Origin of the sequence: Tenacibaculum skagerrakense (assembly GCF_004345825.1) — a bacterium.
GTDB classification, from domain to species: domain Bacteria; phylum Bacteroidota; class Bacteroidia; order Flavobacteriales; family Flavobacteriaceae; genus Polaribacter; species Polaribacter skagerrakensis.
This window is the reverse complement of sequence record NZ_SLXM01000008.1, coordinates 130,645-152,689: the sequence shown is the minus strand read 5'-3', so window position 1 is coordinate 152,689 and position 22,045 is coordinate 130,645. Positions and strand designations below refer to the sequence as shown.

The following is a 22,045-nucleotide window of genomic DNA, read 5'->3' as shown; positions in this document are numbered from 1 at the left end:
TACCTACTCTTTTATTATTACTTTAATTTTTTGAGGCGGATCTTCTGCCGGACTCAATCCACTTGCTTTTACTTTTTTTCGAATAGCACTTTCCAATTTCATTCTCATTAAAATCGTACTGGTATCAACATATTCGGCTCTTAACTCTCTTTTTACCTTATTGAGTTCTGCGATTTTCACCACTTTTTCATCCGCTGAATGAGAGCTCCAAATCATCACCAACAATAAAATCACCACAAAAAAGATTACTCTCCAATTTTTTGCAGCCGATTCATCAGTAAGAAAACTACCTCTTAAAACATCATATATTCCACCAGCGTTTTGTTTCATTTTACTTTAATGTTGCTATTCTTAACTTTGCGCTTCTTGCTCTATTATTAACCTTTATTTCTTCTTGTGTTGGAACAATCAACTTTCCTACTTTCTTTAGAGGCTCGTTAGTATTTCCATAAAAATCTTTCTCTGGTTCACCTTGAAACTTCCCCATCTGTATAAATCGTTTCACCAATCTATCTTCTAAAGAATGATACGAGATTACACTTAACCTACCGTTTTCATTTAACAATGTTGGAATTTGAGTCAAAAATTCTTTCAACACCTCCAACTCTTCATTTACCTCAATTCGAATTGCCTGATAAATCTGAGCTAGTATTTTATGTTCTTTCGCCTGAGGCAAGAATCTCTTCAAAGCCGCTTTCAACTCAAAACTAGTGTTGATACTTTTCTCTGCTCTTGAACTAACTATTTGCTTTGCAATCGCCCTAGCATTTCTTAATTCCCCATACAAAAACAACACATCCGCCAGCTTCTCCTCTTCATATTCATTTACTACAACTTTTGCAGAAAGCCCTGATGCTTGATTCATTCTCATATCTAGCTCTCCATCAAACCTTGTAGAAAAACCTCTTGTTGCTTCATCAAATTGATATGAAGAAACCCCTAAATCAGCCAACACTCCATCTACTTTTTTAATCCCGTAAAAACGTAAAAACCTAGTTATGTACCTAAAATTCTCACCAATCAACACAAAACGATCATCTTCAATTACATTCTGCAACGCATCAGCGTCTTGATCAAAAGCAAACAACTTTCCTTTTTCTCCAAGTCTTTTCAAGATTTCTTTTGAATGACCTCCTCCTCCGAAGGTTACATCCACATAAACTCCATCTTCTTTAATATTAAGAGCATCTACACTCTCTTTAAGCAAAACTGACTCATGATAATTACTCATCGATCTCAAAATTTCCCATTACCTCTTCAGCCAATTCAGCAAAATCTGAAGCTGTATCTTCTATTACACTTTCATACTTTTCTTTATCCCAGATCTCAATTATGTTTACCGCACTCGACAACACCACTTCTTTCTCAATACCTGCAAACACCGATAAATCTTTTGGAATTAATATTCTTCCTGCCGAATCCATTTCCACCATCTTTACACCCGCAGTAAATCTTCTAATAAAATCATTGTTCTTTTTAACAAAACGGTTTAGCTTGTTAATTTTTGACATCATCTGATTCCATTCTTGCATAGGATACAATTCTAAACACGGCTGAAAAACAGATCGTTTGATTACAAAACCTTCTTCCAAAACAGGACTTAATTGTTTCTTCAATGCAGAAGCAACCATTAGCCTACCTTTGGCGTCAGCTTTACACTCATATGTTCCGATTATATTTACCACTCGTAAGTCTAGAATTATTCAAAAATATAAAATATTTACCACTTTTTACCACTTTTTACCACATTGTTGATAAGTTTCCTTTTTTTAGAGAAAATACTGTGGTTCTGATGGTTATTTATCGGACGAAAGCATATTTGAAAAGAAATTGATAGGTATAAAAAAAAGAATTACTTTTGCTCTGAGCCAAATCTTAGCTAATGACAGATTTTTTAAAGACAGAAGGTAAGTATACATATGCTGAAGCGGGAGAAGGAAAAGCTATTATTGTTCTTCATGGATTAATGGGAGCATTAAGTAATTTTGACGCAACTTTTAAGCATTTTTCTAAGAGAGGATACAAAGTTTTAATTCCAGAATTACCTTTGTACACCTTACCAATACTTAAAACTAATGTTAAGAATCTTGCTAAATTTTTACATGACTTTATAGAGTATAAAAATTTAAAAGATGTTGTTTTATTAGGAAACTCACTTGGAGGACATATCGCATTATATTATATAAAACATTATCCTCAAGATGTCTCGGCACTTGTACTAACCGGTAGTTCTGGTTTATATGAAAATTCGATGGGTAATAATTACCCAAGAAGAGGCGATAAAGAATTTGTAAGAAATAAAACACAAGAAGTTTTTTACGATAAGTCGATTGCTACTGAAGAATTAGTTGATCAAGTTTATGATGTAATTAATGATAGAAACACCTTGGTAAAAACATTAGCAATTGCAAAAAGTGCAGTTCGTCATAACATGGCAAATGATTTACCAAACATGAAGCAACCAACTTGTATTATTTGGGGAAAGAACGATACCGTTACACCACCAGAAGTTGCTGAAGATTTTCATAAACTACTTCCAGATAGCGATTTATATTGGATTGATAAATGTGGTCATGCTGCAATGATGGAACACCCAGAAGAATTCAATGAAGTTCTAGAAGATTGGTTCAAAAAGCGCAACTTATAACCACGCATTTATTTTTAGATAAACAATTAATATATGAAGATTAAATCTGCAGAATTTGTCATGAGCAATAGTAATGTTACTAACGCTCCAAAAGACCACATTCCTGAATATGCTTTCATAGGTAGGTCCAACGTAGGTAAATCTTCTTTGATTAACATGTTAATGGACCGAAAGAAGTTAGCTAAAACTTCTGGAACTCCTGGTAAAACGCAATTAATCAATCACTTTAAAGTAAACGACGAATGGTTTTTAGTTGATTTACCTGGTTATGGTTATGCTAAAGTTTCTAAAAAGAAAAGAACCATTTTCCAATATTTTATTGAAAATTATTTCAAAGAAAGAGAACAATTAGTGTGCGCCTTTGTTTTAGTAGATTCTAGACATGATCCACAAAAAATTGATTTGGATTTTATGCGTTTTCTAGGTGAAAACCAAATTCCTTTTGCTATTATCTTTACTAAAGCAGATAAACTACCAAGTTCTAAGTTGAACAAACAAATTCTTTCTTACAAAAGAAAGCTTCTTGAACACTGGGAAAGCTTACCTGTTAACTTTTTAACTTCTTCTTCTTCTAAGCTAGGCAGAGATGAAGTATTAGATTTCATTGACAGTGTAAATAAAGATGTTGCAGATGATTTTAAATAAATCGCTATGCATTCTAACAAAAACAACTTACTAGTTCTTCACGAAGACAATCACATTATCATTATTAATAAAAGACCTGGAGATATTGTTCAAGGTGATAAAACGGGCGACAAACCTTTAAGTGATGTTGTTAAAGAATATCTTAAAGAAAAACATAACAAACCCGGCAATGTATATCTTGGAACTGTACATCGTTTAGACCGTCCTACATCAGGTATTGTTATTTTTGCCAAAACCTCTAAAGCTCTAGAGCGGTTAAACAAAATGCTCCGTGATAAGAACATACAGAAGACTTATTTCGCAGTTGTAAAAGAACATCTTTCAAAAAAGGAAAACACCTTAATTCACTTCTTAAGAAAGAACCCAAAAAACAACAAATCTACTGCGTTTACTAAAGAAGTTGAAGGCAGTAAAAAAGCAGTTCTACATTATAAAGTAATTAAAGAATTAGACAATTACTCGCTATTAGAAATAGATTTAGAAACTGGTCGTCACCATCAAATTCGTTCTCAACTTTCGACAATTGGGCATCCTATAAAAGGCGATTTGAAATACGGATTTTCTAGAAGCAACAAAAACGGTAGCATTCATTTACACGCCAGAAAAATAGCTTTTATACACCCAGTTAGTAAAGAAGCTATAGAAATAACTGCACCCCTACCAAAAAGCGATTCAATTTGGGAAGCATGTAACTAAATTCGTATATTTAGTTTTTTAACCCTTTTATTGATGAAAGCCTTAAAATACTTACTCGTTTTCACCATTCCGTTAACGGTTTATGTTTCATTTACTTCTACTGGATGGATTACCTTTCTCCCACTAATTTACGTCTTTGGAATTGTTCCTTTATCGGATATGTTTTTAAAAGTAAACGCCGAAAACTTCGATAAAGAACAAGAAGAAATCGAAAAAAACAACAAACTCTATAGCTACATTTTATACCTAACCTTACCCGTGCAAGTCGGTTTCTTAATATGGTTTTTATTTGTAATTAATGAAACCGCCTCGACAATTGATTTAATTGGAAGAATTTCTGCCATGGGAATTATGTGTGGTGTTATTGGTATTAATGTTGGACATGAATTGGGCCATCGAAATAACAGGTTTGAAGAATTGCTTGGTGAAATTTTATTAATGACTTCATTAGAAACGCATTTCTTGCCTTATCATAATGCAGGACATCACTTTAACGTTGCTACTCTAGAAGATGCAGCTACTGCTAGAAAAAATGAACCGTTGTATATATTCTGGATTCGATCTCAGTTTATGAGCTACATCCAAGCGTGGAAACTTGAAAACAAACGAATGACAACTTCTGAAAGGTCTTGGTTTCATCATCAAAACAGAATGTTAATCTACACGATTTGCCACGCGTTATTAGTCGGTGCCATATTTTTCTTTTTCGGTGTGATTACAACTTTGTATTTCTTAGCTGCCGCTATTTTTGGTATTTTACTTTTAGAAACTGTTAATTATATTGAACACTACGGATTGCTTCGTGATAAAAATAAATTCGGCAGGTACGAACGTGTAAAACACACACATTCTTGGAACTCGAACCATGTTATCGGAAAATTAGTGCTGTTTAATTTATCACGACATTCAGACCATCATTATAACGGTAGCAAACATTATCAAATATTGAAATCGCTACCTGAAAGTCCACAAATGCCAACGGGTTACCCAGGAATGATGTTATTATCATTGATTCCACCTATTTGGTTTAAAGTAATGAATAAAAAACTTCAAGAAATTTAATTGATGACCATTCCGCAAATTATTGAGCAACAAAAACAGTTTTTTGCTACTCAACGAACTAAAGATATTTCCTTCAGAAAAAAAAGTTTACGTAAACTTTTAAAAGAAGTTAGCCGAAGAGAAAAAGACATCTTGCAAGCATTACACGACGATTTTAAGAAATCGGAATATGAAGGTGTAATGACAGAAACGAGCATTGTAGTTTCTGAAATAAAAAAAATGATAAAAAACGTAGGTTCTTGGTCACAACCAAAACGTGTGATGCCTTCGTTATTGAACTTTCCATCATCTGCAAAAATTTACCCAGAACCCTACGGAACTACCTTAATTATTGCTCCGTGGAATTATCCGTATCAATTAGCATTTTCTCCATTAGCAGGAGCTATTGCAGCAGGAAACACCGTTGTTTTAAAACCATCTGAGCTTACGCCAAATACCAGTACTATTTGTAAAGAAATTATCGAAGCTGTTTTTGAAACTGGTCATGTAGCAGTTGTTGAAGGTGGAATTCCAGAATCTCAGGAGTTATTAGCACAGCGTTGGGATTATATTTTCTTTACAGGAAGTGTTCCTGTGGGGAGAATTGTAGCCAAAGCTGCAGCTGAATATATTACACCCGTTACGCTAGAATTAGGAGGTAAAAGTCCGTGTATTGTTGATGACACCGCCAATATAAAATTAGCCGCAAAACGAATTGTTTGGGGAAAATGCATCAATGGAGGTCAGACTTGTATTGCGCCTGATTATTTACTGATTCACAAAAAAAGTAAAGACAAATTTGTAGCTGCTTTTAAAGAAGAAATCAACAAAGCATACGGTGAAAATCCAGCTGAATCTCAAGATTTCCCGAGAATTGTAAACGAACGAAACTTTGATCGCTTGGCAAAAATGCTAACAAATGAATCGTTTTTACTTGGTGGAGATACCAACAGAGAAGATCGATACATCGCTCCTACTTTATTGGATGAACCAAGCTTAGATAGCGAAGTAATGAAAAGCGAAATATTCGGTCCGATTTTACCCTTATTATCTTATGAAACTACAGACGATTTAGAAGCTGTGATTTCTAAATACGATAAACCATTAGCTTTTTATGTATTTACTGGTAAAAACTCTTTTGCTAAACAACTAATTCAAAAATATTCGTTTGGTGGCGGAACCATTAATGACACCACAGTACATTTTGCCAATGACAATTTACCATTTGGTGGTGTTGGTGAAAGTGGTATTGGTGGATATCATGGTAAAAAAACATTTGATACTTTTTCTCATAAAAAAGGAGTCGTGAAGCGTGGAACTTGGTTAGACATTCCTACCAGATATGCGCCATATAAAGGCAAATTAAAACAGTTAAAAACCTTACTTAAATTCGGATAACACATGAGCGAAAAAACCGTTTCGGAAGCAATTAACTACAGAAGATCTGTGAGAGTGTACGATAGCGAGCAACCTATAGACACCGCAATTGTAAAAAAATGTATTGAACAAGCTACGCTTGCTCCTAATAGTAGCAATATGCAATTGTGGGAGTTTTACCACATTACTTCTAGAGAGGTTATTGATAAAATAGTTCCGTTGTGTTTCGATCAAAATGCTGCCAAAACCGCTCAGCAATTAGTAGTGGTTACCGTGCGTAAAGATTTATGGCCGAAAAGAGCGAAAGCAAATTTAGACTATCTGAATAAAGTCTTTCCTCCGAAACCAAAAGCCGAACAATCTAACAGAGAAAAATTTGCTAAAAAATACTACCAAAAATTAATACCAACGGTGTATAAAGATTTCTTCGGACTTTTTGGAATGTTGAAATACGTAATTACGTTGGTAATGGGAATCTTTAAACCTATTTACAGAGAAGTGCGTAGTAAAGACATGCGTGTGGTTGCTCATAAAAGCACCGCATTAGCCGCACAAACGTTTATGTTAAGCATGGCAGCAGAAGGATACGACACTTGCCCTATGGAAGGCTCGGACACTTGGCGTGTTAAAAAAGTTTTAGGGTTACCGTATGGCGCGGAAATAAACATGATAATTTCTTGCGGTATTAGAAAACCCGAAGGTGTATACGGACAACGTTTTAGAGTTCCTTTTGAGGAAGTGTATAAGGTGGTGTAAACTTCCTGTTATCCGGTGTAAATTATAATAATAGCGAGAACAATAGTATAGATATAAGCCGTTAGCAAACACTGTCGAAAATGATGTGAAGCTTTCTTTTTGATTAATAAAAGTCAGTTTTAAAATTTTGTTTTTTAATAGTAATTCCAGTTCTATCCTTTTTTTAGAGAACTAAACGTTTTATGTATTGGCTTTTTTGCCAACTTCTCTCCTATTTGATTGTCGGTTCTTAGTTTCTGTTTGATACGCTTTTGTTTGATTCCGATAACTCCGCTTATTTTTTAACTTCTAGTAAGAACCTTTTTGGGTTTTTAGCCAATTATCGCTTAACGTTCTGTCCCGTTCTTTTTCTAAAAAAAGGCTTTATACAAAACTCAAATCACGCAAACTAAATGCAATTAAGGCTTGTAATTATTTCTAATCTATTGCTGAAAATTGCTCCTTTTTGTAAACGCTAGTATTTGCATTCTGTCTCGTTTGCTTTTAGTATAAAATTTTCTAACCGCTTTAAACTTTGGCTAGTGTTCTCCTACATTAGCTAACATGGTGTATAAAAAATAGCTGCATTATCTATAAATCAAAAATTATAACTAATTTTAAATCATGAAAAATCAATGAAAAATCAATGAAAAATTGCTGCTAAAATTATCGCAACTTTTCATACACAAATACGTTACCTACCATTTGAGAAAAAATGAAATGCACATTTGAATTAAACAGTCGAGGATTTATAAAACAGCGAGAAAGCTTTGATTTGGAATTCAAACAAACATTTCACTTTGGAGATTCACTAGCTGAATATATGCGTTCAATAGTTGGAATGGCTAATAATAAAGGCGGAGAAATTATTTTTGGAATTAAGGACAAACCACGTGAATTAAAAGGACTTCAAAATGAAAAATTTGAAGACTGTGACCCAAATAAAATAAATCAATTTATAAGTCAATACTTTTCTCACGAAGTTATGTGGAATATGGAAACTCACGAAATTCACGGATTAAAGTTTGGGAGACTTTGGGTTGAGGAAGCACCTCAAAAACCAATTGTATGCTCTAAAACTTATAAAAATATTTTGAGAGAGGCTGCTATATATTATAGATAACGAGGAGAAACCAAAGAAATTTGCTATCCTGAACTTGCACAAATACTTTTAAATGAACGAGAAAAGGAAAAAAGATTATGGTTAAGTCACGTTGAAAAAATTGGACAAGTTGGACCTCAAAATATACATTTAATTGACACTTTCAATGGAGAAATACATACAGGAAAAGGAAAAATTCTGTTGGACAAATCTATTGCGGATAAACTAAAATTTATAAAAGAAGGAGAGTTTTCCGAAACCCAAGGCGCACCGACATTAAAATTAGTTGGAGAAGTTACAGGAATTGTAGATACATCAACCGCACCAAAATCTGATGTTCTTTATCCATATAGATTTGGAGACTTGAAGGAAAAATTCAATATAAATAACTTCCAATTTCAAGCCGTATTATGGAAATTAGAGGTTAAAGGAAATCCTAGATATCACACAGAAATTTCAACAAGCAAAACGAGTTCAACACATAAATATTCGAAAGAATTTTCAAGTAGATTAAAAGCAATAATTGAGAGATATCCGAATTGGGTAAAAGATACAACAGATGAATATAAAAAAAACGGTAGGTAACACCGTGTATAATTAATGGCTAGTTCAAGCCTACTTACGAAAATCCTCGCGGATTTTCTATCCGGTTTTTATTTGCTAAATTAGGTGCTTAAACACGCCACTAATCATACACAAACACGTTGTAGTGCATTTAGGAAATGAAATTGAATTCAAAAAATATAGGTAGAATTTTAATCTTTAAATATTTAGGAATAACTGTTCTAATTTTACTTGTTCTTATAATTATATTCACTTCATTATCAATAGAATTAAAGAAATACATAAATCAGAATTTAGTTAATTCATATTTAAAGGAATCAACATATTTCAATATTCAAATAGTTTTGAATCTAATAATCGTCTTTTTCATTTCGGGAGATATTGGAAAATCTATTTTGGAAAAAAATAAGGATTCATTTTGGACAACCTTTTTTGGCTTTTTGAAAATGTGGGTTGGGTTTTTAATGATTACAATGTTTGCCGAAATGATTCCAAGAATAATCGAATATGGAATTGATTTTGAATCTGTCGGACTTGGAGTTTTAATATGGATTGTTATGGGAGGTCCAATCTTTTTAATTATCGGATCTATACAAGGCGGAATAACAAGTTGGTTTGTTGGTAAAGAAATGGAATATAAAAAAACGCACTACAACAATGTATAACCGCAATTACGGCGGATTCGACTACGTCCGAATCCACACGGAATTGCAAACGACAGTTCTTAACCGAAAATTAAAACCTTTAAACCCGTAACTGACGGTTATACGAGACCGTTGTGCAACATATGACCAAAACCGAAAGTTAATGACAAACCGAATTTTAACAGCTCTTACAATTAGAATAGCTGGAATATATTTATTCACGAAAATTTTTGACCATTTTGGTTCTTACTTTTTTTCAGTTTACGGAACTGCTACTATGGCTCGATTTGACGAATTGTTGAGTGAACCGATTGACAAATTCTTTTTTACTGGAACATTTCTGACAATAGCGAATATTGTCGTTTCAATATTTCTATTCGTGAAAGCGGAATGGATTGCTAAAAAACTAATAAAAGCGGACAATGAAATAAAAACGGAACTGAACGCTGAATCTCTGACAAAAGTGATTTTATTGACAGTCGGAATTATTTGGTTAGCGAAATTGATTTATCTAATTCCTGATCTAGTTGAATACTGTTCTAAATTTATTTCGAGCATGAATGGAAATGAAGAAATTGAATTACCTGATTTTGCGATAGCGAATTATATTCTAAAAACGATTTTGACACTAATAATAATATTCCGAATTGAAAAAATATCGAATTGGATTATAAAGAAAATATAAAAATACGTTGCACAACAATGTGTATAATTCATTGCTAGTTATAGCCTACTTACGAAAGTCCTCGCGGACTTTCTATCTGTGATTTATTTGCTAACTTTAGTGCTTAAACACGCAACGAAATCATACACTAGACCGTTTCTCTCAACTAAAATCTGAAAACGTGAAAAAAAATATACTTTTATTCCTAATTATTATTTTGTTTGAAAGCTGTAAGTCTATAGCTTGGATCGGATATGACAAGCCAGAAGAAAGTGATTATATCGAGATAGAAGCAGCTCCAATTAAAATTGGAATGCAAAACTTGAAAACAGAAGAACAGAAACAAGCTATTAAAGAAGCAACCAAAGAAGTTTTTCTAATTTTTAAAAGCCCTGAATTCAAACAAGCCGTTGAATCAAAAGAATGGCTAATTAGTTGTAAAGTAAAAAACGGAAATAAAGATGTTCTGAACGGAAAAGAAGTTTTTAAAATACTAGATAATGGTTACGTTAATTTTTCAATCAACCCAAGAAAACCATGGAATGCAATAGCGCAAGCTCAAAAATCAGAAACTGATCATACTAAAAATAGAGTTGCTATTAAGCCAAAAAGAATAAATAAATGGTTTTCAAACGATAAAAAAATAAAATCTGAGTTGATTAACACTATCGCTCACGAAATTACACATACTGTATCATTCAAGTTTTTAGATGCTGGACATGGAACATTGGAGTGTCCAGACGCAAAACTTGTAAGCTATGGAATAGGAAATTTAGTTGCAAAAATGTGGAGAGAAAAACAATGAAAGAAGAAATATCATTCCATTTAATTGACTTACTAGAAAAAAGAATAAGCGTTGCTGAATTTCGTGATATCTTTTTCGAGAAATATAATACGTTTGAGACTGTTTTTTTAAGCGCTACTGAAGACCCAATTAATCATGACATTTTTTACAGACTTATAGAAATAGATTACGATACTCAAACTAATGAAGTTTTAGGGCTTGTAAAAAAATATCTAAACCATAATAAAACTGAAAGAGTATTAACCGATGAAAAAATAGCGCTAGTTGAAGAGAAGTTAGGTTATACACTTCCAAAATCTTACACAGATTTTATGAAGAACTCTAATGAAGATTTTTTTGAAAATCATTCTGTAATTCCCATTAAAGAGACTGTTCCTGCTAATTTAAAATACTATTTAGGTGAAGGTTTCTGGGAAATAAATGATTTCTATAAAATTTCGCTTGATGAAAATGATACCAAAGGTATTCTTTATGGAAAATCTATTGCAAAAGAATGGGGTTTACCAAACAAAATTATTCCTATAGAAGGAGACGGTCATACTTGGATAGCTTTTGATTACAGAAATACTACCAATGAACCTGAAATAGTGTTTATTGAATCCGAAAAACACTTATCTTTAAAACTAGCAAACAACTTTACTGAATTGTTAGACATGCTCCTTCCGTACAACTCTGTTTACGACGAAGATGGTAATATTATCTATAAAAGCACTAGTTAAAACATCATGAAAAAACGCTTTCTCTTCGCACTCCTTACACTAAGCATTTATAGCTACGGACAAAATTCAAAACATCCGATAGATGTGAAATACTATACTTGTATTGAGAATGCTGTTCCAACAACTCTTGGTAGTATTAATTGTACCAAAGAAGCCAAAGAAGCTTGGGAGTTAGAAATAACATCACTTTTAGAAAAGCTTAAAAAAGAAAGCAAACAACTTAACGTAGCTTTACTAGAAGAATCGCAAACGCAATGGCTTGCTTTTCATAAAGCCAATGTAAAATTCTACTATTCTTTTTATCAAATTCAGTATCAAGGAGGAACCATGGCGCGTTCTGCAGCTCTTACTTATGAAATGAGGCATTTAAGAGAACATGCTATATACTTAAAAGAACTTTACGAGGAAATTAATGAAAAGTAAAAAGGACATTCATATTTGCGGAGAAGTTTTTAAACGTAAAAGAACACATTTTTCTTTCGAAACATTGTACAAGCAAATTGAGAACATGTCTGAACTAAAAAAGCTTCAAGAATTTCCAAGCTTGCAAACTGTCTCTTTAAACGGCACAAACATTAATGATTCTGGATTACAATATGTAAGTCAATGTGCAACGATTACCAACTTAAACTTAACGTTTACCAATATTACCGATAAAGGTATTCCTCATTTAGTAAATCTAAAAAAGTTGCAATGGCTTCGCTTAAAAGAAACCAACATCAGTGAAAAAAGTGTTCCATATTTCAATCAAATAACAGGTTTGACTTCATTACAAATCCATGAAACTGAAATTTCAGGTAAAGATATGGCAATTTTAAACTTACCAAACTTAGAAGAACTTTTGGTAGATTGTGAGGATGATTTGGATTATGAAACGTTATTACATCTATCAAAAAAATTACCACAGTGTGAAATTATTTGTAAAGGAAAAGGTGTTTTTCGGAATGGAAATTTTGAATTTTAATTTGAGTATTTTTTCTAACTTAAAAAAAGAACAAATAATACAAAAACACTAAAACATGGCGACTAACTACAATATTGAAATTGTTGGAATTCAACAAGAAGCTCCTCGTGTATATTCTATTACTATTTCTACCTATACTGATATTGGATACAGATTAGATATTAATTATGGAGGTTATCAACCACTCGGAGCGGTAACCTATGAAGGAAAACTTTATCAAGGTATTGAATTAACAGTTGTTACTGATCCTACTGCCGACAAACCAAACACAGAACAAGATTCTTTTATCGTACCGCAAGATGATGCTAATACAATTGGTATTTATGTAAAGTGTGGAAATCAAATTGCAACTATTAATTTTCATTAATAACCAAAACTTTACAAGCTATTTACGATATATATTAACCTAATAACTGACCAAGTTCTGCAGGTTGTTGTAATAGCCAACCCGTTAAACTATAACGTGGTTTGTTAGATTCTAAAACCGCGTGAGGAACATCAGCACTTTTAAACATTACACATCGTGCTTCGATTGGTTCAACTAAAAAAGAAGTTCCGTCTTTAAAAAAAATCTCTAACTCTCCTCCATCTCCTTGTTGCCAATTTTTATTGAGATAAATAACAACACTAATTGTTCGGTTATTTCTTTTTTTAAATTGATCTAAATGTTTTTCATAATGACCTCCTTTAGGATAATGAGCCAAATGAAATTCGTACCCAGTTAATCCAAGATAACAGTACCTGTTGTATATGTAAATCGTATCATCAATTAAACTCCAAATTTCGTTTAATTGTACATCTCTTTTTCTATCTAACCAATAGGTAAAATCTCCACGAATATCTCGGCGAATTATATTATCATTTAAAGCTCCAATTCCGGCCTTTGTAAAGGCATCAAGATGAGACTTAAAAAAAGATTGAATTACGTTTAGTTTATGTCCATCTATAAAATTATCTACGATAACATAATCATTTGAAGAGAGCTCATCCATCCAAGAAAGCCAATCTTCTAGTCTATGACATTTTTCCAATTTTTACTAAAAAGCAGACAAATATAACTTATTTATCAATCCAAATTTAAAAATAAAGCTATCTGCAAAATTCTCCTAGCAATGTTTTACGTTAATCTCGTTTCTACTAATTTTTAAACTAATTCACTCTAAACTTTTTAAGTAACTTTATAATGTAAATTACTACATTATAAAGTTAGAGATAGAAATATATTTATATTATTTATTATTCTGAATTTGTAAGGGAATACCTACAAAGAATAAAAATTAATCAACTTTACTAATTTGAATTATAAAGATGACTTTGAATCAACTAAAACAAGATTTTGAAAATTTACTTTACAAAGCTTTAAAAGACTATATAAAAATTAAACTGGATGAGATTCCGAATGAAAATATATATGCTTTTGTTGCCTATTGTGACGATGGTTGTATGAGTATTTCTGGTGCAATTGCTACTATTGAAAGTTATAACGAAACAATAAAATTGCGACCAATTTATGAGAATGATTTAATTACTCCTGAAATTTGCCCTCCTGAATGGAAATATATCTATGAACATAATCATGTTTTTGATAAACTAAATAAATTTCTTAGCACCATTTATGATGAATTTTATGAGGGTGAATTTGAAGAAGATTATATGGATGAGTTAGACGAAGATGAGCTAAATGAACTTATTTCATCTTTTTTTATTGATACTATTATAAAGGTATTTATAAAACTCAGAAATGATAACGTTTTTAAATTTAAACATTTTAAAAGTGATGTATTATTAGGTGCTTTATTCTCAGACCCTGATGAAGGAAGTCGAAAAATTATGTTAGGAGTATCAAAAAAACTAAATTCACCTACTTGGCATAGCAAATTATCGAACTATTGGAATTAAACAAGAACAAATGAAATCGATATTAATCAAAATTTTAGATATTAAAAAGTATTATCCAGAAACTGAAAAGTTGTACTTCTAAAATTCTTTAATATCTAATCTTTTATCTATCAAAAATTAAAAAGAAGATATGGTATGAATCATAAAATAAGCTTATTTTTATTATGTAAATAAAAGTAAAGATGAAACGAAGAAATTTTCTAAATCTTAGTATTTCAGCATTATTAGGAAGTCTTTTCTTTTCTGAAAAAGCATTTGGAAATACCCCCGAAAAAACATCAAACAGTATCCCCTTAAAAAACATTTATCAACAAGGATTAATAACATTAAGCATTCCAAGTCCGAAAGAGCTTCGTGGAGGCTGGGCAGCCATGGCTGCAATTTGTGCTGCTCAAGGATGGGAAAATGATATTTATGCAACATCAGATCAATGGTTTTATCACGATGGTGGAGGAAACTGGGTTTGCCTTCGCTTTAAAGAAAAGAACAAAGCTATTTTAATTGGTCATGATCATGAGTATTCTGAAACATATTATGGTGAAGCTGCAAAGTACTTTAAAGAAGAACAAACAAACATCTTAGCCGACGCTCCTGAGTGGTGGAGTTTTGATATGAGTCCAGAACCTTTTGGAGAGTGGATTGGTTTTGTATACGGTTGGGATGGTGAAAAATGGCAAAGAGCAAGTTATAATAAACCTGATGGTTTTGAAGATATTGGCTTGTTAAATGCTTGCAGTGTTAATGGTTTTGAAACACTGGGAGAGTATTCAATAGGTGCACCAGGAAATAATGGTGTTGCTCCAAGCAATGAAAAATTAAAGAAGTTAGTTGAAGCCGATGGTAATATCGCTCCAGAAATTTTAGAAAGTGTTGTGCCTGGTTGGGACATTGATGCTGGAATTGAAGCTGCCAAAAGATTTCTCGAGGCTGATGTTTAGAGTTAGTACAGTTAAAAAATCCCATTATATATGAGAAAAATTATTTCAATTGTGATGCTTATAATTATTGTTGGATGTAAAAACAATAATCATAAAGATGCTATAAATCACGAAAGCTCTGACCATAAAAAGATTCACAAATCTGACAACTCAAATCATAATTCAGCAAATGAATATATGCGAGAATCCTCATTTCAAGAATTAATTAAAAGATTTGAATCTCCCGAAAGAGATGCTTATCAAAAACCTGAAAAAGTTCTCGAATATTTAGGCAACATAGAAGGTTTAACTATTATGGATATTGGTGCTGGAACTGGCTATTTCTCCGTAAAACTTGCTGAAAAAAACGCTAAAGTTATTGCTGCAGATGTTGATGAGGATTTTCAAGAATTCATTAAAAATCGTATTAAAGAAAATAACCTTACAACTATTGAAACTAGAAAAATTCCTTACGATTCTCCTAATTTAAAAGATGCTGAAGCAGATATTGTATTAATTGTAAATACGTATCATCATATCGAAAACCGTACTGAGTATTTTCAAAAAGTAAAAAAAGGCACCAACGCTGATGGAAAATTGGTTGTTATCGATTTTTTTAAAGTTGAAACTCCTGTTGGACCTCCTGTAAATCATAAATTATCTATAGATGAAGTTGTAAAAGAATTACAAAAAGCTGGATATACTAATTTCACTATAAATGTAGATTTACTTCCTTATCAATACATTATTGAAGCCAGATAAAGAAAAACTCATTTAAAATGTTTATTTTCAAAGTGTAATGACTTTTATCAGTGTTTACTATTTACAAAAAATGAATCTTTGTATAATAACAACATCTCAACTAAAACTAAACACAATGAAAAAAAACATGGGTTCTGCAGATAGAATTATTAGAACAATAATCGCTGCTTTAATAGCTGTTCTTTATTTTACAGGAACTATTTCTGGTACTTTAGGAATTGTATTACTTGTATTTGCTGTAATATTTTTGCTAACAAGTTTTATCAGTTTTTGTCCGTTATATGCTCCGTTAGGCATTAATACTTGTAAAGTGAAAGACAAATAATGTTCTACCAAGAAATAGAAAATTTAAAAGCAGATTTAGAAAAACACATTATTAAAATTTCTAATCCTTTTGATCACATTCGAAAGGATTTGTTTTTCGTGACACTTTCAATTAATGGGAATTCATGGAAACTCTTGATTGAAGATGAATATGATGATTTTTCTGAAACCAATACATTAATGAATTGGTTTTTGGTGTTATATAATTTAGAATCTTATGAGGAAGCTAAAGATATTATGGAGTGGGCAAATGAAATTAATGTCAATCCGAAAGATTTTCTTGACTATTATCGTGATTTAGGAACTGCTTATAAAGAAATTGAGCATCAACTTGGTAAAATTGATGCTCAAATTTCTTCTTATGATTATACCTTACGAACTGGCGTTGCAAAAGCATTAGCTAATGAAACTTCTTCTTAAAATTTATTCAGGAAGTAAAACCAGTTTGTTTTCCGACTTTTCGATTTCTTCTTGATTTAATTTCATCTTTACAAACTCTCCGTTCACATATTTTGTCGCCTGATTTTTGTAATACGGACTAAATACATTTCCAGATTGTCCAGTTGGAAGAACTGCCACACTATTTTCAATATCCGAAAAATCAATTACTCTTCTTGTCGATGGGCCCGATTTTACTTTATAATAACCCGTACTATCTAAATCAAAAATTTGATTATTTAAAACCTCGTTGCCTCCAACTGTTTTAAACGGACCAACATTAAAAAGCTTACGTAAAAGTCCTCCCGCTTTTCCTATAGCATGTTCATGCTCAACAGACAAAACCCTATCCCAAGTCCAATTATCAACATTATCTCCTAACTGATTTTGCAAAAATGAAACTGCATTTTTAAAAGTTGTATTTATAATATCGCTTCTGGTTTCAACAGTTTTAGTAGTAACATCATCCCACCAAACCGATTCTTGACGTTTTACTTGTGTTGCCAATATCTTTTTTGCGGTTTGCGTATTCAAGAAAACAGCAAAACCTTTTCCCATTTCATCTTTAAAAGTTGACTTGTAAAATTCGTATAACAAACGATTGTAAATAGTGGCTGCAACACTATTCTTTTTATAAGTTCCATCCCAAGCAGAAATAATTTCAAATGCTTCTTTCTCAGAAGATGATAAATTATTTACGTCTAAACCGTTCAACATATCTTTAATAATTGTTGAGGCTGTTGAAGAAGTAACATCAAAAATCATTTTCTTCATTTCTTCTCTTGAAAATTTATCTTGACTTTTTAAAATATCTACAATTCTTTTAGCTCTGTCTTGTGGTTGATAATATCCAGGATATAATTCGCCTCGAACAGTATCAATTTGTTGATTTGCTGAATACACAAAATTCCAATCAGGATTAATAGCTTGCGGATTCTCTTCAAATTCTAAAAACTCAGTAATCTCATCCTTTCCAGAAGCTCCATCTAAATAAACTTGCCTACATAAACTATCACGAACCTGATATAATTTAGCGGATGAAAACCAAGCCACATTTCCTTTAGCATCTCCATACATAATATTCAACCCAGGTGCATGAACATTTGCTGGTGCTCTTTTAAAACTTTCGATTGAGCTTGCATGCGATAAATCATAAGACACATCTAACAATAATTGATTTGGAAGTTTTGTATAAATCCATTGCATGGCAATTGGCTTATCATAATTTACCTGATCGATAATATCGTTCATAATAGGTCCATGTCTACTTACTTTTATTTGATATGTTGTGTCTTGCCCTCCTTTTACTTTTATCGTTTTATCGAACAACTTATATTTTTCAAAACCATTTTCAGTTTTGTATTCTAAAGAATTATCTGGGTTATTTTCTTCAATGTAAAAATCGATATCATCATTAGCTAACATGGTTAATCCGTAGGCATATTCTCTATTATGACCTAACAAAGGAAAAGGAGTTAACGCAAGATTAAATCCGTACATTTCGTATGTTGGAGTTTTTATATGCGATTGATACCAAACAGAAGGTTGTGAAAAACCAATATGAGGATCATTAGCTAAAATTACTTTTCCGTTTTTAGTTTTCTCTGGCGCTAATACCCAAGAATTACTTCCCATAAAAGACGAAACTGGTAATTTATCATAAATTATATTCATTGCTTCAGACATGGCTGCTTGAATCTCAGGGTTCTTCTGTGTTTTATTAATCGTTAAATTTTTAGAAAAAGAACCAATTAATTCTTGAAGATGAGCTTCACCATACTTTTCTTTTACCTCCGTTAAAATAGGTTCTGTTTTATGTGCGGCTGCAAAACTAAAAGCCATATACCCAAAAACATTATAAATATCCTTAAGGGTATATTTTTCCTTTTCTACCCCAACCAAATAAAACTCTAACGGTGTAGCGCCTTTATCTATAAATTGATTAACCCCGTCTAAATACGCCATTGTTAATTTATAAGCCTCAGTAGTTTTATCAATTTTTGCTATACCATTAACAGCTGCCTCCTCAATTCCTAAACCCGAAAAAAGTTTATCTACTCTTACTAAATCTTTTCCAAAAATTTCAGCTAATCTTCCAGCAGCTAATCTTCTGATTAATTCCATCTGCCATAACCTATCTTGTGCATGAACATATCCAAAAGCTCTTAATGCATCTTCGTTATTTTGAGCATTTATATGAGGTACGCCATTGTCATCATAAAACACAGTTACTTTATCTTTTAATCCTGAAATTTTAATTTCTCCATTATAATCTGGAGATAAAGATTTTCCTATAAACCAATACGCAATCAGCAATAAAAAGGATAATCCAATAAAAAAAAAGAAAAGTTTTTTTAGTAGTTTCATTCGTAAATATGTTTTATCAAATATAAAGGTTTTAAATTTGTACTTTTGAGTAAACAAACAGCAGGAAATGAAAAAAATTCATATGGTTGACTTACAAAGTCAATATCAAAAAATTAAGGAAACTGTAGATGCATCAATTCAAGAAGTACTTGAATCATCAGCATATATTAACGGACCTTATGTAAAAGAATTTCAAGCAGATTTAGAGAAGTATTTAGATGTAAAACATGTGATTCCGTGTGCAAATGGAACTGATGCTTTACAAATTGCAATGATGGGACTTGGTTTACAACCAGGCGACGAAGTTATTACTGCAGATTTTACTTTTGCGGCCACTGTTGAAGTAATTGGTTTGTTAAACTTAACTCCTGTTTTGGTTGATGTAGAGCCAGATACTTTTAACATCGATATAAAAGCATTAAAAGAAGCAATAACTCCAAAAACAAAAGCAATTGTTCCTGTACATTTATTCGGGCAAGTGGCTAATATGGAAGCTATTCTTGAAATTGCTAAAGAGCATAACTTATTTGTTATCGAAGATAATGCACAAGCCATTGGTGCGAATTATACTTTTAAAGATGGTTCAAAGAAGAAAGCTGGAACTATCGGAGATGTTGGAACCACTTCTTTCTTCCCTTCTAAAAACTTAGGATGTTATGGAGATGGTGGTGCTATTTTTACAAATGATGATGATTTAGCGCATATAATTAGAGGAATTGTAAATCACGGAATGTATAAACGTTATTATCATGATGTTGTTGGTGTAAACTCTAGATTAGATAGTATTCAGGCAGCTGTATTAAAAGCAAAACTTCCTTTCTTAGATGAATACTGTAATGCGCGTCGTAATGCAGCAAGATTCTATAACAATGCTTTTGCAAATAATTCAAATATTATAACACCAACTAGTGCTAGTTGTGGGCAAATTTGTGATGCTTGCGATTGTCATGTTTTTCATCAGTATACATTGCAAATAACAAATGGAAAGCGTGATGAATTACATCAACATTTATTAGATAATGGAATTGCCAATGCTATCTATTATCCAGTGCCATTACACAAGCAAAAAGCCTATGCTAATGACCGTTATAATGAAGCTGATTTTAAAGTGACTAATGAATTGGTAGAAACTGTTATTTCATTGCCAATGCATACAGAGTTAGATGAAGAGCAATTAACACTCATCACTAATACAATTAATGACTTTTTAAGTTAAAATGAATCAAAAAATTAGAACTGGTCAAATTATTCACATAACACAAATTATTGGGTTTTGTGTATTTAATTACATTTTAGGAGATTTTAAAAATCTTGATAAATTTAAAATTGACAGTTCTAATTTTATGTTTGCAGTATTTCCAATTGTAGCATACTTTTTTGGGATATATATCGCTAAGAAAAAACTAGAAACAGTTACAAGAGAACAACCGACTTCAGAGAAGTTATCTACTTATATTAGTTCTTTTATTATGCGATGGGCTCCATTAGAAGCCTCTGGGTTCTTAATACTTCTTCTAAAACCAGAATTAATAAATTTAAATATTGGCGTTTTGTTGTTATTAATATTTATTAGACCAACAAAAGAGAATGTTAAAACAACGCTGAGCATTAAAGAATCTGATTTCAATAATTAACTATGAAAAAAATATTGGTTACCGGTGGTTTAGGTTTTATTGGTTCTCATACTGTAGTTGAATTACAAGACGAAGGTTATGAAGTTGTTATTATTGATAATCTTTCAAATTCAAAAATTGAAGTTTTAGAAAATATTGCTGAAATTACGGAAAAAAAACCTGCTTTTTTTCAGCTAGATTTACGCGTAAAAGAAAATGTAAAAGCTTTTTTTGAGAAAAATCAAATTGATGGTATTATTCATTTTGCTGCTTTCAAAGCTGTTGGAGAAAGTGTTCAAAAACCTTTGGAATATTACGAAAACAATATTGGTAGTTTAGTCTACATTCTCCAAGAAATGATAGATCGAAAAATTGACAACTTTATCTTTAGCTCTTCTTGTACTGTTTATGGCCAAGCTGACGAACTCCCTATTACGGAGAACGCACCGATAAAACCAGCAGAATCTCCTTACGGAAACACCAAACAAATTGGAGAAGAAATCATTAAGGATACTTGTAAAGCAAATGGATTGAATGCTATTTCATTAAGATATTTTAATCCAATAGGAGCACATGATACAGCTAAAATCGGAGAATTACCATTAGGAGTTCCTCAAAATTTAATTCCGTATGTAGTACAAACTGCCGCCGGTATTAGAGAACAATTATCTGTTTTTGGGGATGATTATGATACTCCAGATGGAACAGCTATTAGAGATTACATTCATGTTGTAGATTTAGCTAAAGCTCATATTGCAGCGTTACAAAGGTTAATCAAAAAGGAAAATAAAACGAATTTTGAATTCTATAATGTTGGAACTGGGAAAGGGAGCTCGGTTCTAGAAATTGTTGATGCTTTTGAAAAAACAACCCAACATAGATTGAATTATAAAATTGCAGCACGTCGTGAAGGTGACATTACTGCAGCTTATGCAGATACCCGTTTAGCCAACACTGAACTAAAATGGAAAGCCGAAAAAACTATCGAACAGGCTTTGCAATCTGCTTGGGAATGGCAATTAAAACAATAGCGTACAATTTATTCCACACATTTTATCAATAATTGACTTGCTCTCAATAATTTTTAACAAAAATTAGGAAAATCTTCTTTCCTAGTTTTAG

28 protein-coding genes are annotated in these 22,045 nt (G+C 32.0%); 23 read left to right on the top strand and 5 right to left on the bottom strand.

Annotation, left to right across the window (positions count from 1 at the left end):
* Positions 1-3: 3 nt before the first annotated feature.
* The 3 genes from EV195_RS13420 to mraZ are packed head-to-tail and all read right to left on the bottom strand — an operon-like array spanning position 4 to position 1,685.
* Entirely contained in the window at positions 4-330 is a 327-nt protein-coding gene (locus EV195_RS13420) for an FtsL-like putative cell division protein (protein ID WP_132795478.1), read from the bottom strand.
* A gap of 1 nt (position 331) precedes the next feature.
* Positions 332-1,231 (bottom strand): 16S rRNA (cytosine(1402)-N(4))-methyltransferase RsmH, encoded by a 900-nt coding sequence (gene rsmH, locus EV195_RS13415; RefSeq protein WP_132795477.1) that lies wholly within the window; start codon positions 1,229-1,231, stop codon positions 332-334.
* Entirely contained in the window at positions 1,224-1,685 is a 462-nt protein-coding gene (gene mraZ / locus EV195_RS13410; RefSeq protein WP_132795476.1) for a division/cell wall cluster transcriptional repressor MraZ, read from the bottom strand. The genes rsmH and mraZ overlap by 8 nt, the downstream gene beginning before the upstream one ends.
* 197 nt (positions 1,686-1,882) lie before the next feature.
* On the opposite strand from mraZ, the gene EV195_RS13405 reads away from it, so the two are divergent.
* The 15 genes from EV195_RS13405 (at position 1,883) to EV195_RS13335 (ending at position 12,970) form a co-directional block, all read left to right on the top strand.
* Positions 1,883-2,647, top strand: a complete 765-nt coding sequence (locus tag EV195_RS13405) for an alpha/beta fold hydrolase (RefSeq protein ID WP_132795475.1) — start codon at positions 1,883-1,885, stop codon at positions 2,645-2,647.
* A 33-nt stretch (positions 2,648-2,680) separates the two neighbouring features.
* Entirely contained in the window at positions 2,681-3,292 is a 612-nt protein-coding gene (gene yihA, locus EV195_RS13400) for a ribosome biogenesis GTP-binding protein YihA/YsxC (RefSeq protein WP_132795474.1), read from the top strand.
* Between the two features lie 6 nt (positions 3,293-3,298).
* The gene (locus EV195_RS13395) at positions 3,299-3,988 is read left to right on the top strand and encodes an RluA family pseudouridine synthase (protein WP_132795473.1); all 690 of its coding nucleotides are present in this window, start codon (positions 3,299-3,301) and stop codon (positions 3,986-3,988) included.
* Positions 3,989-4,021: 33 nt separating this feature from the next.
* Positions 4,022-5,050, top strand: coding sequence for an alkane 1-monooxygenase (locus tag EV195_RS13390; RefSeq protein ID WP_132795472.1), 1,029 nt, complete (start codon positions 4,022-4,024; stop codon positions 5,048-5,050).
* Between the two features lie 3 nt (positions 5,051-5,053).
* A complete protein-coding gene (locus EV195_RS13385; protein ID WP_132795471.1) occupies positions 5,054-6,427 on the top strand; it encodes an aldehyde dehydrogenase in 1,374 nt (457 codons plus the stop codon).
* 3 nt (positions 6,428-6,430) lie between these two features.
* Complete coding sequence (locus EV195_RS13380; protein WP_132795470.1) at positions 6,431-7,162, top strand: nitroreductase family protein; 732 nt, start codon at positions 6,431-6,433, stop codon at positions 7,160-7,162.
* Positions 7,163-7,856: 694 nt separating this feature from the next.
* The gene (locus EV195_RS13375; protein WP_132795469.1) at positions 7,857-8,264 is read left to right on the top strand and encodes an AlbA family DNA-binding domain-containing protein; all 408 of its coding nucleotides are present in this window, start codon (positions 7,857-7,859) and stop codon (positions 8,262-8,264) included.
* Positions 8,265-8,444: 180 nt separating this feature from the next.
* Positions 8,445-8,828, top strand: a complete 384-nt coding sequence (locus tag EV195_RS13370) for a hypothetical protein (RefSeq protein WP_132795468.1) — start codon at positions 8,445-8,447, stop codon at positions 8,826-8,828.
* A gap of 323 nt (positions 8,829-9,151) precedes the next feature.
* Entirely contained in the window at positions 9,152-9,472 is a 321-nt protein-coding gene (locus EV195_RS13365) for a hypothetical protein (RefSeq protein WP_132795467.1), read from the top strand.
* Between the two features lie 142 nt (positions 9,473-9,614).
* The gene (locus EV195_RS13360) at positions 9,615-10,136 is read left to right on the top strand and encodes a hypothetical protein (protein WP_224740713.1); all 522 of its coding nucleotides are present in this window, start codon (positions 9,615-9,617) and stop codon (positions 10,134-10,136) included.
* Positions 10,137-10,296: 160 nt separating this feature from the next.
* Complete coding sequence (locus EV195_RS13355) at positions 10,297-10,920, top strand: hypothetical protein (RefSeq protein ID WP_132795466.1); 624 nt, start codon at positions 10,297-10,299, stop codon at positions 10,918-10,920.
* Complete coding sequence (locus EV195_RS13350) at positions 10,917-11,639, top strand: SMI1/KNR4 family protein (RefSeq protein ID WP_132795465.1); 723 nt, start codon at positions 10,917-10,919, stop codon at positions 11,637-11,639. The genes EV195_RS13355 and EV195_RS13350 overlap by 4 nt, the downstream gene beginning before the upstream one ends.
* Positions 11,640-11,645: 6 nt before the next feature.
* Entirely contained in the window at positions 11,646-12,062 is a 417-nt protein-coding gene (locus EV195_RS13345; protein WP_132795464.1) for a lysozyme inhibitor LprI family protein, read from the top strand.
* Positions 12,052-12,603 (top strand): leucine-rich repeat domain-containing protein, encoded by a 552-nt coding sequence (locus EV195_RS13340; protein ID WP_132795463.1) that lies wholly within the window; start codon positions 12,052-12,054, stop codon positions 12,601-12,603. The genes EV195_RS13345 and EV195_RS13340 overlap by 11 nt, the downstream gene beginning before the upstream one ends.
* A gap of 55 nt (positions 12,604-12,658) precedes the next feature.
* Entirely contained in the window at positions 12,659-12,970 is a 312-nt protein-coding gene (locus EV195_RS13335; protein ID WP_132795462.1) for a hypothetical protein, read from the top strand.
* 34 nt (positions 12,971-13,004) lie between these two features.
* On the opposite strand, the gene EV195_RS13330 is transcribed toward EV195_RS13335, so the two are convergent.
* Positions 13,005-13,634: a 2OG-Fe(II) oxygenase gene (locus tag EV195_RS13330; RefSeq protein WP_243693125.1), complete on the bottom strand. Its 630-nt coding sequence runs from the start codon at positions 13,632-13,634 to the stop codon at positions 13,005-13,007.
* A 283-nt stretch (positions 13,635-13,917) separates the two neighbouring features.
* Here EV195_RS13330 and EV195_RS13325 point away from each other — a divergent pair, with 283 nt between their 5' ends.
* The 5 genes from EV195_RS13325 to EV195_RS13305 all read left to right on the top strand — a co-directional run bounded on the left by EV195_RS13325 (position 13,918) and on the right by EV195_RS13305 (position 16,925).
* Positions 13,918-14,502 carry a DUF4303 domain-containing protein gene (locus EV195_RS13325; RefSeq protein WP_165915741.1) on the top strand — a complete coding sequence of 195 codons (585 nt, stop codon included), beginning with the start codon at positions 13,918-13,920 and terminating at the stop codon, positions 14,500-14,502.
* Positions 14,503-14,684: 182 nt separating this feature from the next.
* On the top strand, positions 14,685-15,440 hold the full coding sequence (locus EV195_RS13320; protein WP_132795460.1) for a proteophosphoglycan 5: 756 nt from the start codon (positions 14,685-14,687) through the stop codon (positions 15,438-15,440).
* Between the two features lie 30 nt (positions 15,441-15,470).
* Positions 15,471-16,181 (top strand): class I SAM-dependent methyltransferase, encoded by a 711-nt coding sequence (locus EV195_RS13315; protein WP_132795459.1) that lies wholly within the window; start codon positions 15,471-15,473, stop codon positions 16,179-16,181.
* A gap of 115 nt (positions 16,182-16,296) precedes the next feature.
* Positions 16,297-16,506, top strand: coding sequence for a YgaP family membrane protein (locus tag EV195_RS13310; protein ID WP_132795458.1), 210 nt, complete (start codon positions 16,297-16,299; stop codon positions 16,504-16,506).
* On the top strand, positions 16,506-16,925 hold the full coding sequence (locus tag EV195_RS13305) for a hypothetical protein (RefSeq protein ID WP_132795457.1): 420 nt from the start codon (positions 16,506-16,508) through the stop codon (positions 16,923-16,925). Before EV195_RS13310 ends, EV195_RS13305 begins: the two co-directional genes overlap by 1 nt.
* 3 nt (positions 16,926-16,928) lie before the next feature.
* On the opposite strand, the gene EV195_RS13300 is transcribed toward EV195_RS13305, so the two are convergent.
* Positions 16,929-19,310, bottom strand: coding sequence for a penicillin acylase family protein (locus tag EV195_RS13300; protein WP_132795456.1), 2,382 nt, complete (start codon positions 19,308-19,310; stop codon positions 16,929-16,931).
* A 67-nt stretch (positions 19,311-19,377) separates the two neighbouring features.
* On the opposite strand from EV195_RS13300, the gene EV195_RS13295 reads away from it, so the two are divergent.
* Genes EV195_RS13295 through galE form a run of 3 tightly spaced genes read left to right on the top strand, consistent with a single transcriptional unit; the run spans position 19,378 to position 21,954 of the window.
* Complete coding sequence (locus EV195_RS13295) at positions 19,378-20,526, top strand: DegT/DnrJ/EryC1/StrS family aminotransferase (RefSeq protein ID WP_132795455.1); 1,149 nt, start codon at positions 19,378-19,380, stop codon at positions 20,524-20,526.
* 1 nt (position 20,527) lies between these two features.
* Positions 20,528-20,944 (top strand): hypothetical protein, encoded by a 417-nt coding sequence (locus tag EV195_RS13290; protein ID WP_132795454.1) that lies wholly within the window; start codon positions 20,528-20,530, stop codon positions 20,942-20,944.
* 2 nt (positions 20,945-20,946) lie between these two features.
* Positions 20,947-21,954, top strand: coding sequence for a UDP-glucose 4-epimerase GalE (gene galE / locus EV195_RS13285; RefSeq protein WP_132795453.1), 1,008 nt, complete (start codon positions 20,947-20,949; stop codon positions 21,952-21,954).
* Positions 21,955-22,045 lie beyond the last annotated feature (91 nt).

Coding starts and splice junctions, on each gene's coding strand:
- EV195_RS13310 (WP_132795458.1), top strand. CDS start 16,297: ATGAAAAAAAACATGGGTTCTGCAGATAGAATTATTAGAACAATAATC.
- EV195_RS13380 (WP_132795470.1), top strand. CDS start 6,431: ATGAGCGAAAAAACCGTTTCGGAAGCAATTAACTACAGAAGATCTGTG.
- EV195_RS13300 (WP_132795456.1), bottom strand. CDS start 19,310: ATGAAACTACTAAAAAAACTTTTCTTTTTTTTTATTGGATTATCCTTT.
- yihA (WP_132795474.1), top strand. CDS start 2,681: ATGAAGATTAAATCTGCAGAATTTGTCATGAGCAATAGTAATGTTACT.
- EV195_RS13360 (WP_224740713.1), top strand. CDS start 9,615: ATGACAAACCGAATTTTAACAGCTCTTACAATTAGAATAGCTGGAATA.
- EV195_RS13385 (WP_132795471.1), top strand. CDS start 5,054: ATGACCATTCCGCAAATTATTGAGCAACAAAAACAGTTTTTTGCTACT.
- EV195_RS13350 (WP_132795465.1), top strand. CDS start 10,917: ATGAAAGAAGAAATATCATTCCATTTAATTGACTTACTAGAAAAAAGA.
- galE (WP_132795453.1), top strand. CDS start 20,947: ATGAAAAAAATATTGGTTACCGGTGGTTTAGGTTTTATTGGTTCTCAT.
- rsmH (WP_132795477.1), bottom strand. CDS start 1,231: ATGAGTAATTATCATGAGTCAGTTTTGCTTAAAGAGAGTGTAGATGCT.
- EV195_RS13335 (WP_132795462.1), top strand. CDS start 12,659: ATGGCGACTAACTACAATATTGAAATTGTTGGAATTCAACAAGAAGCT.
- EV195_RS13290 (WP_132795454.1), top strand. CDS start 20,528: ATGAATCAAAAAATTAGAACTGGTCAAATTATTCACATAACACAAATT.
- EV195_RS13390 (WP_132795472.1), top strand. CDS start 4,022: ATGAAAGCCTTAAAATACTTACTCGTTTTCACCATTCCGTTAACGGTT.
- EV195_RS13315 (WP_132795459.1), top strand. CDS start 15,471: ATGAGAAAAATTATTTCAATTGTGATGCTTATAATTATTGTTGGATGT.
- EV195_RS13395 (WP_132795473.1), top strand. CDS start 3,299: ATGCATTCTAACAAAAACAACTTACTAGTTCTTCACGAAGACAATCAC.
- EV195_RS13420 (WP_132795478.1), bottom strand. CDS start 330: ATGAAACAAAACGCTGGTGGAATATATGATGTTTTAAGAGGTAGTTTT.
- EV195_RS13295 (WP_132795455.1), top strand. CDS start 19,378: ATGAAAAAAATTCATATGGTTGACTTACAAAGTCAATATCAAAAAATT.
- EV195_RS13305 (WP_132795457.1), top strand. CDS start 16,506: ATGTTCTACCAAGAAATAGAAAATTTAAAAGCAGATTTAGAAAAACAC.
- EV195_RS13405 (WP_132795475.1), top strand. CDS start 1,883: ATGACAGATTTTTTAAAGACAGAAGGTAAGTATACATATGCTGAAGCG.
- EV195_RS13340 (WP_132795463.1), top strand. CDS start 12,052: ATGAAAAGTAAAAAGGACATTCATATTTGCGGAGAAGTTTTTAAACGT.
- EV195_RS13375 (WP_132795469.1), top strand. CDS start 7,857: ATGAAATGCACATTTGAATTAAACAGTCGAGGATTTATAAAACAGCGA.
- EV195_RS13345 (WP_132795464.1), top strand. CDS start 11,646: ATGAAAAAACGCTTTCTCTTCGCACTCCTTACACTAAGCATTTATAGC.
- EV195_RS13320 (WP_132795460.1), top strand. CDS start 14,685: ATGAAACGAAGAAATTTTCTAAATCTTAGTATTTCAGCATTATTAGGA.